This is a genomic window from Arthrobacter sp. L77, from assembly GCF_000816565.1.
Classification (GTDB): domain Bacteria; phylum Actinomycetota; class Actinomycetes; order Actinomycetales; family Micrococcaceae; genus Arthrobacter_D; species Arthrobacter_D antioxidans.
Genome location: NZ_JWSU01000006.1, coordinates 20,030 through 33,717, shown reverse-complemented (window position 1 = coordinate 33,717; position 13,688 = coordinate 20,030). Strand labels below are relative to the sequence as shown.

At 72.5% G+C, this 13,688-nt stretch carries 9 protein-coding genes and 1 pseudogene; 5 read left to right on the top strand and 5 right to left on the bottom strand.

Annotated features, from left to right (window positions below; all coding sequences use genetic code 11):
- The 5 genes from RY94_RS10350 (at nucleotide 1) to RY94_RS10330 (ending at nucleotide 7,047) form a co-directional block, all read left to right on the top strand.
- Nucleotides 1–2,592, top strand: coding sequence for a DNA gyrase/topoisomerase IV subunit A (locus RY94_RS10350; RefSeq protein ID WP_082046267.1), 2,592 nt, complete (start codon nucleotides 1–3; stop codon nucleotides 2,590–2,592).
- A 61-nt stretch (nucleotides 2,593–2,653) separates the two neighbouring features.
- The gene (locus RY94_RS10345; RefSeq protein WP_052274395.1) at nucleotides 2,654–3,607 is read left to right on the top strand and encodes an ABC transporter ATP-binding protein; all 954 of its coding nucleotides are present in this window, start codon (nucleotides 2,654–2,656) and stop codon (nucleotides 3,605–3,607) included.
- Nucleotides 3,604–5,223, top strand: coding sequence for an ABC transporter permease (locus tag RY94_RS10340; protein ID WP_043444902.1), 1,620 nt, complete (start codon nucleotides 3,604–3,606; stop codon nucleotides 5,221–5,223). Before RY94_RS10345 ends, RY94_RS10340 begins: the two co-directional genes overlap by 4 nt.
- 92 nt (nucleotides 5,224–5,315) lie before the next feature.
- Nucleotides 5,316–6,608 carry an MFS transporter gene (locus RY94_RS10335; RefSeq protein WP_082046266.1) on the top strand — a complete coding sequence of 431 codons (1,293 nt, stop codon included), beginning with the start codon at nucleotides 5,316–5,318 and terminating at the stop codon, nucleotides 6,606–6,608.
- A 43-nt stretch (nucleotides 6,609–6,651) separates the two neighbouring features.
- Nucleotides 6,652–7,047, top strand: a complete 396-nt coding sequence (locus RY94_RS10330) for an ArsR/SmtB family transcription factor (RefSeq protein ID WP_082046375.1) — start codon at nucleotides 6,652–6,654, stop codon at nucleotides 7,045–7,047.
- A gap of 27 nt (nucleotides 7,048–7,074) precedes the next feature.
- Here RY94_RS10330 and RY94_RS10325 read toward each other — a convergent pair whose 3' ends face one another.
- From RY94_RS10325 to RY94_RS17870, 5 genes and pseudogenes are all read right to left on the bottom strand, one after another.
- The gene (locus RY94_RS10325) at nucleotides 7,075–7,473 is read right to left on the bottom strand and encodes a succinate dehydrogenase (RefSeq protein WP_231554538.1); all 399 of its coding nucleotides are present in this window, start codon (nucleotides 7,471–7,473) and stop codon (nucleotides 7,075–7,077) included.
- An 80-nt stretch (nucleotides 7,474–7,553) separates the two neighbouring features.
- Nucleotides 7,554–8,591, bottom strand: coding sequence for a TerC family protein (locus tag RY94_RS10320; RefSeq protein WP_043444898.1), 1,038 nt, complete (start codon nucleotides 8,589–8,591; stop codon nucleotides 7,554–7,556).
- A 182-nt stretch (nucleotides 8,592–8,773) separates the two neighbouring features.
- Entirely contained in the window at nucleotides 8,774–9,823 is a 1,050-nt protein-coding gene (locus RY94_RS10315) for a GNAT family N-acetyltransferase (protein ID WP_197060653.1), read from the bottom strand.
- A 64-nt stretch (nucleotides 9,824–9,887) separates the two neighbouring features.
- A complete protein-coding gene (locus tag RY94_RS18400; RefSeq protein WP_231554537.1) occupies nucleotides 9,888–10,511 on the bottom strand; it encodes an ATP-binding cassette domain-containing protein in 624 nt (207 codons plus the stop codon).
- Nucleotides 10,512–10,566: 55 nt separating this feature from the next.
- Nucleotides 10,567–13,584 (bottom strand): annotated as a pseudogene (locus RY94_RS17870) (ATP-binding cassette domain-containing protein); the annotation flags it as partial.
- Nucleotides 13,585–13,688: the final 104 nt, after the last annotated feature.

Below are 13,688 nucleotides of genomic sequence, written 5' to 3'. Positions count from 1 at the left end.
ATGGCCAGGCGCCAGAACTCCGCACCGCCGGAGGATTTCACCGAGAAGATCATCGACATCGACGTCGAAACCGAGATGGAGGAGTCCTTCCTGGAGTACGCGTACTCCGTGATCTACTCGCGCGCACTCCCCGACGCCCGTGACGGCCTGAAGCCCGTCCAGCGGCGCATCCTCTACATGATGACCGACATGGGCCTGCGCCCGGACCGCGGCCACGTGAAGTCCGCCCGCGTGGTGGGCGAGGTGATGGGCAAGCTCCACCCCCACGGTGACAGCGCCATCTACGACGCCATGGTGCGCATGGCCCAGGACTTCTCCCTCCGCCTGCCGCTGATCGACGGGCACGGCAACTTCGGCTCGCTCGACGACGGTCCGGCGGCCGCACGGTACACGGAGGCGCGCCTGGCGGCCCCGGCCCTGACGATGACGGACCACCTCGACGAGGACGTCGTCGACTTCGTCCCGAACTACGACAACCAGCTCACCCAGCCGGAGGTGCTCCCCGCCGCCTTCCCGAACCTCCTGGTCAACGGCGCCAGCGGCATCGCCGTCGGCATGGCGACGAACATGCCGCCGCACAACCTCGGCGAGGTCGTCGCGGCGGCACGCCACCTCATCGCGCACCCGGAGGCCTCCCTCGAGGACCTGATGCGCTTCGTGCCCGGGCCGGATCTCCCGAGCGGCGGGAAGATCGTGGGGCTCGACGGCGTGCGGGACGCCTACGCCACGGGGCGCGGCTCGTTCAAGACGCGCGCCACGGTCAAGGTGGAGCAGCTCTCCGCCCGCCGGACCGGCCTCGTGGTCACCGAGCTCCCCTACACCGTGGGCCCGGAGAAGGTGATCGAGAAGATCAAGGACGCGGTCACCGCCAAGAAGCTGCAGGGCATCTCGGACATCGTGGACCTCACGGACCGCAAGCACGGCCTGCGCCTCGTGATCGAGCTGAAGAACGGCTTCAACCCGAACGCCGTCCTCGCGCAGCTGTACCGCTTCACGCCGATGGAGGACTCCTTCGGCATCAACAACGTGGCCCTCGTCGACGGGCAGCCGCGCACCCTCGGACTGCTGGAGCTCCTGCAGGTCTACATCACCCACCGGGTCCTCGTGGTCCGCCGTCGCACCTCCTACCGCCTCCAGCGCAAGCGCGACCGCCTGCACCTCGTGGAGGGCCTGCTCGTCGCGATCGTGGACATCGACGAGGTCATCCAGATCATCCGGGCCTCGGACGAGTCCTCCGCGGCACGGACGCGCCTGATGGCCATCTACGACCTGACCGAGATCCAGGCGAACTACATCCTCGAGCTGCGGCTGCGCCAGCTCACCAAGTACTCGCGCATCGAGCTCGAGAAGGAGCAGGACCAGCTCCGCCTCGAGATTGCGGAGCTTGAGGCCATCCTCGGGTCGGAGGAGCGGCTCCGCACGCTGGTGTCCGACGAGCTCGCCGCGCTGTCGGAGCAGTTCGCCACACCCCGGCGCACCGTGCTGCTGGAGTCCGAGTCGGCCGCGCCGCTGAAGGGCTCCACCCTGCCGGCGCCCGCCGCCAAGGGTGGGAAGGCGATGCTCCCGCTCGAGATCTCGGACGATCCCTGCTGGGTGCTGCTCTCGGCGTCCGGCCAGCTCGCCCGCACCTCCGACCGGCAGCCCTTCGGGGACGGACAGCGGATCAAGCACGACGCCTTCCGGTCCGTCCTCGCCTCCACGGCGCGCGGCGAGGTGGGCGCCGTGACCTCGGCGGGACGGATGATCCGCCTCCAGGTCATGGACATGCCCGCCCTGCCGCCCACGGCGGGCGTCCCGAACCTGGCGGGCGGGGTCCCGTCGTCGGAGTTCATCACGCTCGAGCGCGGCGAGAGCCTCGTGGGGCTCGCCCCGCTGGGAGCGGTGGTCGCCCTCGGCACGGCGCAGGGCGTGGTGAAGCGCGTGCAGCCCGACTACCCGCTGAACCGTGACGACTGGGAGGTCATCTCGCTCAAGCCGAAGGACAGGGTCGTGGGGATCGCTGCCGCGTCCGACGCCGACGACCTCGTGTTCATCACCCGACTGGCCCAGCTCCTGCGGTTCCCCGCCTCGGTGGTGCGGCCCCAGGGCCGGACGGCCGGCGGGATGGCCGGCATCAAGCTCGCGCCCGGCGACGCCGTCCTGCATTTCGGGACGGTGTCCCACGGGGACGGCCAGGGTGTGGTGGTGACGGTCGCCGCGGCCGGCGACGCACTGCCCGGGACGGCCGCGGGATCGGCGAAGGTCACCGAGTTCTCCGAGTACCCGGTGAAGGGCCGCGCCACCGCCGGCGTGCGCGCGCACCGCTTCCTCCGTGGCGAGGAATCGCTCTCCCTGGCCTGGGCCGGCCACGGCCCCGCGCGTGCCGCGTCCGCCAACGGCGTGGCCCGCGCACTGCCCACCGAACACGGCCGGCGCGACGGCTCGGGGGTCCCCCTCACCCAGCAGATCGACGCCGTCGGGCCCAACCTCGTGGGGCTCGTCGAGGCGACGCGACCGGCGGTGCCGGAGGTGGGTGCACCGGAGGGGTCGCCGTCGGGCGGTCCCGCCCGCGACGCACAGCCGGACGACGACGCCCAGGGCACGCTGCTCTAGGACGGGCGAGGGGGCCCGAGGACTGTTCACAAGGGCCAGGAGCGGGCGTATGCTCCCCTGCATGGCCAGCGTCATCGCGGCCCGCGACCTCGCCAAGCACTACGGTCGGGTGCATGCGCTCGACGGGCTCGACCTTGACGTCGGAGAGGGCCAGATCCACGGATTCCTCGGGCCCAACGGCGCCGGGAAGTCCACGACGATCCGCGTCCTGCTCGGTCTGGCCCGCGCCACGTCGGGCGCCGTGGAGGTGTTCGGGGCCGACCCCTGGCGTGAGGCCGCCGCCCTCCACCGGAGGATCGCGTCCGTCCCCGGCGACGTCGATGTCTGGCCGAACCTCTCCGGCGGAGAGACCATCGACTTCATCTCCCGCCTGCGGGGCGGCCGGCGCCACGAGCGCGGCTACCGGCTCGAGCGGGAGCGGCTGATGGAGGCCTTCCTCTTCGACCCGCGCAAGAAGGGCCGGGCCTATTCCAAGGGCAACCGCCAGAAGCTGGCCCTGATCGCGGCCTTCGCCGTGCCCGCCGAGCTCTACATCCTCGACGAGCCGACCAGCGGCCTCGACCCCCTGATGGCGATGGTGTTCCAGCACGAGATCACCCGGGTGCGGGACGGTGGCGCCACCGTCCTGCTCTCGAGCCATATCCTCTCCGAGGTCGAGCAGCTCTGCGACGTCGTGAGCATCGTGCGTGCCGGGAGGGTCGTGGAGTCCGGCACGCTCGCGGATCTGCGCCACCTCACCCGGACCGAGGTCTCGTTCGCGGCGACGGAGGCGGCACCGCTCGGGTCCATCCCGGACGCCCACGATGTGCGGCTGGAGCACGGACGGGCCAGGTTCACCGTCGACAGCGACCGCGTCTCCTCGGTGCTGCCGGCGCTGACCGCGCTGCACGTCGAGGGGCTCCGCATCGACCCCCCCTCGCTGGAGGAGATGTTCCTCCGGCACTACGGCGACGACCTCGCCGGGACCGGTCAGGACGGGAACGCTCACGAGCGGCACCGGACAGCGGTCCGATGACGATCTTCCTGGCGCTCCTCGGCCAACGGTTGCGGCGCGACGGGGTGCAGCTGCTGCTGTGGACGACCGGCGCCGCACTGCTGGCCTACCTGACGAAGGTGAGCGTCGCGCAGGCGTACGGCACCGAGGAGGCCCGCGCCTCGATCCTGGCGGTGGTCATGGCCAATCCCGTGATCCTGCTCTTCCGCGGCCTGCCGTCAGGCGCCGGCGAGGGCGCCTTCATGCTCTTCCTGATCTTCCCGTTCCTCGCGCTCCTCGCGGCCCTGATGAGCTCGTTCCTCGCCGTGCGGCACACGCGCGGCGACGAGGAGATCGGCCGGGCCGAACTGGTGGCGTCGACCCGGGCCGGCCGGCAGGCACCCCTGCTTGCCACGCTGACGCACGGCATCCTCGCCAATGCGGTGCTCGCGACCCTCTGCGCCGTCGCGCTGACGGCCACCGGACTCGACATCCGGGGGTCGGTCGTGTCCGGTCTCGGCGCCGGCGCCGTGGGGCTGACCTTCCTCGGGGTGGGCCTCGTCTCCGCCCAGCTCATGAGGACCTCGTCGGGCGCCAACTCCCTCGCCGTCTGGGCCCTGATGCTCTCCTTCCTGGCAGCCGGCATCGGCAACGCCATCGGCACACCCAGCAACGACCTGCAGCGCATGGAGAGCTCGTGGCTCACCTGGCTGTCTCCGTTCGGCTGGGGCGAGCAGACACGGCCGTTCGCCGACGACGCCGTCGGGCCGATCGTGCTGTGCACAGCACTCGGGATGGTCCTGGCGGGTGTCGCGGTCGCGCTGCAGGCCGTCCGCGACCTGGGCGGGAGCTTCGTCCCCGAACGGCGCGGCAGACCCGGTGCTCCCGCGACGCTGTCGACCCCGCTCGGCCTCGTCGCTCGTCTGGCCCGCCCGTCGATCATCGGGTGGGGTTTCGGGGGCCTGGTCACGGGGATCCTGGCGACCACCCTGTCGGGGGTGATCCGTGACATCGGGGTGGACAACCCTGCCCTCGAGCAGATCATCCGCGCGATCTCGGGCGGCACGGACATGGAGCAGGGCACGGTCGTCGCCTTCTTCACGATGCTGGGCATCCTCGCCGCGTGCTGCGCGGTGCAGACCGTGTGCCGGGCACGCCAGGAGGAGACACGCGGCACGGCGGAGCTGGTGCTGAGCACCCCGGTGGACCGCGTCCGGTGGCTCGCGGGTTTCGTCATCGTCGCCTTCGTCGGCGTCCTCGTGGTGATCGCGGCGGCACTGGTCGGCGCCGCCGCGGGCCTCGCGTCACGGGAGGGCGACTGGGCGCTCCTGGGTGATGTGGTCATCACCGGCGCAGGGCAGATCGCGGCGGCCTCGGTGTTCATCGTGGTCACGGCGGTGATCTTCGTCGTGGCACCGCGGCTGACCATCCCGCTCGGCTGGGCGCTCGTGCTGGTCAGCATGACGCTCGGCCTGTTCGGGCCGCTGTTCGGCTTCCCGGACTGGGTCGTCGAGTTGTCGCCGATGGGCGTCACTCCGACGGTCACGAGCGACGGCATCGACGTGAAGGGTCTGTGGTGGCTGATCGCGGCCGTCGCGGCGGGTGGCGCGCTGGCGCTGGGTCTCATGCGCCGCCGGGACCTTGCCCCGGCGGGGTGAGCGGATCGACGGTGCCGCCTCACATGTGAACGAGTGCGTACTGATGCACCTACACTGGGCGGACGTGTTCCTGCTCGAGACGGGTCCTCCCCATGCTGTCTGTCCTACGCCGTCCCGCGTACCGGAAGCTGTTCACCGCCCAGGTCGTCGCCCTGCTGGGGACGGGACTGCTCACCGTGGCGCTGGGCCTGCTGGCCTTCGATCTCGCGGGCGGTCGGGCGGGCGCCGTCCTGGGCACGGCCCTGACGATCAAGATGGTGGCCTACGTGTTCGTGGCACCGGTGATGGCGGCGCTGGTCGAGCGCCTGCCCCGCAAGGGCGTCCTGGTGGGCGCGGATCTGGTGCGCGCCGCGATCGCGTTGAGCCTGCCGTTCATCGACCAGGTGTGGCAGATCTACGTGCTCGTCTTCGTCCTGCAGTCCGCGTCCGCGACGTTCACCCCGGCGTTCCAGGCGCTCATCCCCGTGGTGCTGCCCGGGGAGAAGGACTACACCAGGGCCCTGTCCCTGTCCCGGCTCGCCTACGACCTCGAGTCCCTGGTCAGCCCGCTGCTGGCCGCGCTCCTGCTGACGGTGATGAGCTTCCACACCCTGTTCGTCGGAACGATGGCCGGTTTCCTGGTGTCCGCGGGCATGGTCCTCGCCACCCGGCTGCCGGTCATCCCGCCGGCCCAGCAGCAGGGCTCGCTGCTGCACCGCACCACCCTGGGCACCCGGATCTTCCTGCGGAAGCCCTCCCTGCGCGGGCTTCTGGCCCTGGACCTCGTCGTCGCAGCCGCCACGGCCCTCGTGCTGGTCAACACCGTCGTCTACGCGCGGGACCTGTTCGGCGGCTCCAACACCGACGTCGCGATCGCCTTCGCGTCGTACGGCGCGGGTTCCATGCTCGTCGCGTTCGTCGCACCCCGGGCCCTGGAGCGCACGCCCGACCGGACGTTCATGCTCATCGGCGCGTCGGTCCTGACGGTGGCACTGCCGGCCGCAGCCTTCCTCGCCCTGACCCGGCAGGGCAGCGTGCCCCTCACGGGCAGTCCGTGGGCGATCCTGCTCGGCCTGTGGGCCGTCCTCGGCATCGGCACCTCCATGATCAGCACCCCGTCCTCACGACTGCTGCGCCGCGTGGCCACCGACGGCACCCGGAGCTCCCTCTTCACCGCCCAGTTCTCCCTCTCCCACGCCTGCTTCATGCTCACCTACCCCGTGGCCGGCTGGGTGGGCGCGGCCGCGGGACAGACGGCGGCCGCCCTCGCCCTCGCCGGACTCGCGCTCGCCGGCACCGTCGTCGGCGTCCTCGTGTGGCCGTCGGCCGGGACGGGAGACGGCGACGCCGCGATCCCGGGCGGTTCCACGAGCGGCTCGGCACGCGCGCAACGGACGGTAGGTTAGGTGCATCACCGTACGGGCAGGGGACGAAAGGGACGTGGTCGGCATGAACGGACACTCCCCCGACCCCCTGGAGCCTGCCATCCCGGACAGGCGCCCGCCCGGCCGGCCGAGCCTCGTCCACCCGGTGGAGCCGGACGCCGAGCGTCTCGAGGCCGGCGCTGCGACCTTCCGCATGCTCTCTGATCCCACCCGCCTGCACCTCCTGTGGATCCTCACCCGCGGGCCCGCTGACGTCGGAAGCCTCGTCGCGGCCACCGGGGCGAGCCGGACCGCCGTGAGCCAGCATCTGGCCAAGCTCCGGCTCTCCGGCCTGGTGTCCACGCGGAGGGATGCGCGCAACGTCATCTACAGCATCGTGGACGGACACCTGTCCCGGCTCATCCTCGAGGGCATGAACCATGCCGACCACCGCGTGACCGGCGAGCCCGTGCACGAATAGCCGCCGGTCGCCCGATGGCACGGGAGGTCAGGGTGCGTGCGGCGTCCCGGTGCCCGTCGTGCAGAACGAGGGCAGCGACGACGCCGCGGCGCCTACCGGACAGGGATCGAAGGTGAAGATCACCAGCGATCCGAGGGCGATGATCACCGCCGAGCAGGAGACCAGGACGCCCTTGAGCCACAGGCGTGTCATGGCGGCGTCGGCGTAATCGTCGATGATGACCCGGAGCCCGTTGGTGCCGTGCAGCATGGCGAGCCAGAGCAGGAGCAGGTCGAACCACTGCCAGAACGGATGCGCCCACTTCCCGGCGACGAAGGCGAAATCGATCTGGTTGATGCCCTCCCCCAGCATGAGGTTCACGAACAGGTGGACGAGGATCAGCACCAGCAGCAGCGCGCCGGACCACCGCATGAACAGCCAGGCCATGAGTTCCCGGCTGGTGCCGGCCGTGACGCGGCCGCGCGGCGGGCTGATGTGCGCCCGCACGACGGACCTCCGTTCCGGTGTCATGACCGGCGGTCCGCGCCGCTCGTCCCGCGGCGGCCGGCCCGGAGGGGCTGGAGGGCGGCGATCTCGTCCTCGCCGGCGGTGCGGAAGGGGGCGACGGCGGGCCCCGGCGGCTCGTGGCGTTCCTGGCCGCGGGTGGCGATGAGACTCGCGACGACGGCGACGGTGAGGATGGTGGTGATGACCGCGAGGGAGATCGGCGTGGGGATGTAGTAGACGTCGATCTTCAGGGCCATCTTGATGCCCACCCACACCAGGACCAGGGCGAGTCCGACCTTCAGGTACACGAAGCGGTGGATGAGGTCGGCCAGGAGGAAGTACATGGCGCGCAGGCCCAGGATCGCGAACGCGTTGGCGGTGAAGACGAGGAACACCTCGTCGGTGACGGCGAAGATCGCGGGGATGGAATCCACGGCGAAGACGATGTCCGTGACTTCCACCAGAACGAGGACGGCGAGCAGCGGGGTGGCGAGCAGGACCCCGTTCTTGCGGACGAGGAACCGCTGGCCGTGGAAGGCGTCCGTCATGGGCACGTACCGGCGGAAGAACTTCAGGGCCCGCGACTTCGACGGGTCGATGTGCTCGTTGCGCTGGACGAGCATCCGGTACCCGGTGAAGAGCAGGAACGCCGCGAAGACGTAGAGGACCCAGGAGAAGTTCTGGATCAGGACCGACCCGGAGGCGATGAAGATCCCGCGGAAGACCAGGGCGCCGAGGACCCCGAAGAACAGGACGCGGTGCTGGTACTCGCGGGGGACGGCGAAGAACGTGAAGATGATGGCCCAGACGAAGACGTTGTCCACGGCGAGGGATTTCTCGATGAGGTAGCCGGCGAAGTACTGCTGCCCGAACTCGGCGCCCCAGACGCGCCACACGATGATGCCGAACACGACGCCGCAGAACACCCAGACGCCCGACCAGGCGGCCGCCTCGCGGACGCTGATGACGTGGGCGTGCCGGTGGGCGACGAGGTCGACGACGAGCATGAGGAGGATGAAGCCGATGACGGCGAACCAGACCCAGAGGGGGACGTCCATGAAGTGCTGCCTTCCAGTCAGTGAAAACCAACTGGAGGTCTCTCCCGGCCAACAGGAATCGGCCCTGTCCGCCGGAGGGTGCTGGGACCCTCGTAGTGACGACGAACCGGATGTGGGGATACTCCCCTCCGTGCCTACGAGTGAACCACAGTCCACCCGCCGGGAAAAGAGGGAGGGAAGGGTCAGGCGGGGTTCACGCGCAGCGGCAGGTCGAACACGATGGACCGCTGGGTCGGGACGTAGCCCATGCGCTCGTAGAGGCCGAGCGCCCCGGAGGGGTTCTCGGTGTCCACGCCGAGCCCGGCGTTCTGCATGCCCGCCGCCCGGTACCGCCGCATCGCCTCGGCGAGCAGGGCCGGGGCGAGGCCTCGACCCCGCCAGGTCCGTCGGACACCGAGCAGGTCGGTGTAGCCCTCCGTGCGGCCCAGGAGCCGCTGGGAATCGGGGTCGTAGCTGGCCAGCTGGTAGGCGGCCACCTCCCCCGTCGACGGGTCGACGAGTGCGAGGCTCCAGTCGGCCCGGAACTCAGGGTGGCTGACCGTGAACTGCCACGATTCCTGATCGCGGGGCTCGCTCCCCCAGTGGTCCTGGAAGGCGTCGTTGTGGGCGAGGCGGACCAGCTCGGAGATGCCCCGGTCCATGCCCTCCGCGAAGGTGAGGAGCTCCAGCCCCTCGGGGAAGGCGAGGTCGGGGATCGGCTGGTCCAGCGGCCGCGTCATCTCGGTGAAGTAGCGGACGATCCTGCTGCCGCTCGCGGCGAGCAGCGCCAGGTGCGAGGGGTTGCGTTCCTCGACGTAGTTCCGGAAGATCCCCTCCGTGTGCCCCGTCTCCCGGAGGCGCATCTCCGCACGCCAGGCCTGCCAGGCGAGGACGGCCCGGCCGATGCCGCGACCGCGCCACGCGTGATCGACTCCGCCGGCGCCGTGGATCAGCGACGAGCCGGGATTCCTGGACAGACGTCCGAAGGCCCGCGGCTCACCGTCGGCGTCGAACCCGGCGACGGTGTCCTTGCGGGGATCGTTCTTCGAGGCTCGCAGCGCCTGCTCGAGGTCGGCGCGCTGTTCCACCCAGTCCGGCTGGTCCTCCTCCGCGATGCGCTGGACGAGCGCGTGCCAGCGGGGGATGTCGGCGTAGGTCAGCGCCCGCCACAGCAGTGCGTCGGGCAGCGGCGGAGGGCCCTGCGCCGGGGTGGCCGGACCGGCGTCGGGTCCGGGCGGGTGGGGCGTGGTCATGGCCCCAGCGTATTGCAGGACGGGGCGCATCACCGGCAGGACGGAGCAGTCCGGTACCCGTCGGTCAGGCCCCCACGGCCCCTCGAGGCGGTGCGTCGTGGATGGGAGGGCCCAGCGCCACGACGCCGTCGCACAGCGCGGCCTCCGAGGGATCGTGTGTGACGAGGAGGACGGCGGTGTCCGGGAGGCCCCGCCGGAGGTCCCCGAGCAGGGACCGGGCACCGTCGGCGTCGAGATGGGCGGTGGGCTCGTCGAGGAGGACGACGCCGGACCGCGTGAGCAGGGCGCGCGCCACGGCCAGCCGCTGCCGCTGCCCGCCGGAGAGCCGGGAGCCTCCCGCCCCGGCGGGTGCATCCAGCCCGTCGTCGAGCCCGTCGACCAGCCCGGTCAGTCCCACGGCGCCGAGGACGGCGTCCAGCTCGGCGTCGGTGGCCGGGTCGCCGGGCGGCCGGGCGAGCTGCAGGTTGGAGCGCAGGCTGGAGTCGAAGAGGTGGCTCTCCTGCGGGCACCAGGCGATGCGCGGCGTGACGGCGTCGTCCGCGGGCTCCCCGTTCACGACGAGCGTCCCCCGCTCGAGGGGCAGGAAACCGAGGAGCGCGCCGATCACGGTGGACTTGCCGCTGCCGGAGGGACCTGTCAGCCCGGTCCAGCGGGCCGGTACCAGCTCGAGGTCCAGGCCGTCGACCACGGGGTGGCCGGGCTCGTAGCCGATNGGCGATGCGCGGCGTGACGGCGTCGTCCGCGGGCTCCCCGTTCACGACGAGCGTCCCCCGCTCGAGGGGCAGGAAACCGAGGAGCGCGCCGATCACGGTGGACTTGCCGCTGCCGGAGGGACCTGTCAGCCCGGTCCAGCGGGCCGGTACCAGCTCGAGGTCCAGGCCGTCGACCACGGGGTGGCCGGGCTCGTAGCCGATGCTCGCGCAACGGAGCGCGGCGGACTGCGCGGGCCGGCCGCCCTGCCCGGCGCCCGCGCGCCGCAGGTCCTCCTCCCAGCCGGCGGCGGGGCCGAGGTGCGGGACGATCCGGCGAGTCACGGCCGCCAGCGGACCCCAATGCTGCACGGCGGACGTGCCGGCGACGAACGGCTCGATCAGCGCGAGCTGCATGAGCACGAGGACGGCCGTGAGGTCCGCCGGCAGATCTCCCGCGCCGACGAGGATGCCGAGCGAGGCGGTGCAGCACGCGGCCACGATCACGGCCGTCGACGCACCCGCCGCCGACGCCGAACGCCGCGCCGTCGCCGCGACCGCTGACCCGAGGGCACGGGTCTCGGCGAGCGCGGGCCGGTGGACGCCGTTCACCCGGAGATCGGGGGCGGCCCGCAGCAGCCCCGTGACGCGCTCGAGACCCTGCGCACGGAGCCGCACGGCCGCTGCGCCCGCGGCCTGCTCGCGGAGAACGGCGACGGCGGGTGCGACGACGAGGGCCGCGACGACGGCCAGGGCCTGCCACCCGAGGGAGGCCGGGTGCAGCGCGGCCGTGGTGGCGAGCGCGGCGACGCCCGTCAGCACCGAGACCACGACGGGCAGCAGGGCGCGTGAGGACAGGTCCCGGAGCTCGTCGATGTCCCCGACCAGCCGTTCGATGCCCCCGGACCCCCGGGCGATCGTGCGCCATGAACGGCCGGTGCCGAGCAGCCCGGTCCACAGCCGCAGCCGTGTGTCGTCCGCCCGGTGGAACACGGCGGCGTGCAGCCGGAGGCGTTCCAGGTAGCGCAGGACGGAGCGGCCGATACCGAAGAAGCGGACGCCGACGATCGCCGTGAGCAGGTAGAGGATGGGCGGCTGCTCGGCGGCGCGGACGATCAGCCAGCCGCTGAGCGCGGTCAGGGCGACGGCGAAGACCGACGCGCCGAGCCCGAAGGCGGCGGCGGCGAGGAAGCGCCGGTCCCAGGGCCGCACCAGTCCGAGCACGTCGCGGGCGGAGCGGGACCACGACGTGCTCGGGGCGTGCGGCCGGCGCCCTCCCGCACGGTCCGCGCCGGCGGGCCCGGGAACGCGGTCCACGGGGTCCACGGGGTCGGGAAGGGTGCCGGTCGGCGCCGTGGGCCCGCGTTCCGTGCCTCTGGGCTCGGTGGGCTCGGTGGGCCCGGATCCCGCGGGCCGGCCTGCCGCGTCCGGGTCCGCGAGCGCGAGCTGTCCTCGGGCGGCGGGCCTCCCTGCCGTCGGGAGGGCCGTCGGGAGGGCCGTCCGCTGGAAGGCGCCGGTTGGCGCCGTCGCGCCCCCGGCCCCGCCCGCGGACAGTCCGCCCAGGCGCACCTCGGCCGACGCGAGGCGCGCCGTCTCGTCGTCGTGCGCGATCAGGAGGACGGTCAGTCCGGTGCGGCGTGCCGTCACGGCGGCCCGGATGGCGCGGGACGCGTCGTCGTCCACGTGGGCGGTCGGCTCGTCGAGGAGCAGGAGGGCGACCGACGGGTCCTGTGCGCGCAGCAGGGCGCGTGCGACGGCGACGCGCCGCAGTTCTCCCGGGCTCAGCTCCGTGCTGCGGCGGTCCGCGAGTCCGGCGGCGCCGACGGCGGCGAGCTGGGCGTCGAGGATGGGTGACTCCGCGGGAAGCCCGGCGTAGAGGGCGAGTTCGGCGCGGACGGTCTCCATCAGGAGCTCGGGGTGCTGCGGGACCCAGGCGACCGCACCGCTCCGGAGCCCCGTCACCCGGCCTTCGAGGCGGAGACCGGGTGGGACGGCCGCTCCCCCGGCCAGGGCGCGCATCAGGGTGGACTTCCCGGAGCCGCTCGGGCCCCGGAGCGCGGTGACGGTCCCGGGCTCGAGCACGAAGCGGACGCCGGCGAAGACCGGCTCGAGGACGCCGTCGTAGCGGGCGGTGAGGGCCTCCACGCGGAGCCCGGCCGGCCGGCCGGCCCTCCCGTCGGCCGTCGGGACGCGTACCGGCAGGTCCTCCGGCGGGGCCGCGGGGGCGTCGACGACCGCACGGACGCGGGCCCCGGCCTCCTCGCCGTCCTCGCTGGCGTGGTGGGCCGCCCCGACGTCGCGCAGGGGGCCGTAGCATTCGGGCGCGAGGATGAGGGCGATCAGCGCGGTCTCGAGCCCCAGGTCCCCGTGGACCAGGCGCACGCCCGCGAAGACGGCGACGACGGCGACCGAGATGGTGCTGATGAGCTCGAGGGCGAGGGAGGACAGGAAGACCGTGCGGAGCGTCGTCATGGTGCGCGAGGTGTAGGTGTCGGCGATCTCCCGGAGGGCGCGGGTCTGTTCGGCGGCGCGGCCGAGCCCCACGAGGACGGGGAGGCCCCGCGCGAGTTCGAGCAGGTGGTCCGACAGGCGGCCCAGCGCGGTGGTGGCCTGCTGCGTGTGCTCCTGCGTATGGAGGCCGATCAGCACCATGAAGACGGGCACGAGCGGCACCGTGAGGAGGATGATGAGCGCGCTGACCCAGTCCGCGGCGAGGATCCGTGCGCCGATGAGCAGCGGGACCACGGCGCACGTGATGAGCGCTGGCAGGTACTGCGTGTAGTACTTGTCGAGCCCGTCGAGTCCGCGCGTGAGCAGTACGGCGAGGGAGCCCGTGCCGCTGCCGGCGGCGGCACGCGTGGTGCCGCCGTCGTCGAGCAGGCGCAGGAGTGCCGCCTCGCGCATCCGCTCCCTGGTCCCGAGGGCGAGGCGCGCGGCGGTCGCGTCCTGCCCCCACGCCGCGATGGTGCGGAGCCCGGCACCGAGGATGCCCTGCAGCAGCACGCCGCGGACGTCGAGCGAACCGGCGGCGAGGGATCCGATGCCGAGGGCGAGGGCCTGCGCCAGGAGCACCAGCCCTGCCGCGCGGACGGCGGCGAGCACGCCGAGGAGGTACAGCGCCGTCGTCGACCCCGCAGCGCCTGCGGGCCCTCCTGCGCTCAGCGTCGCCAGCGGCG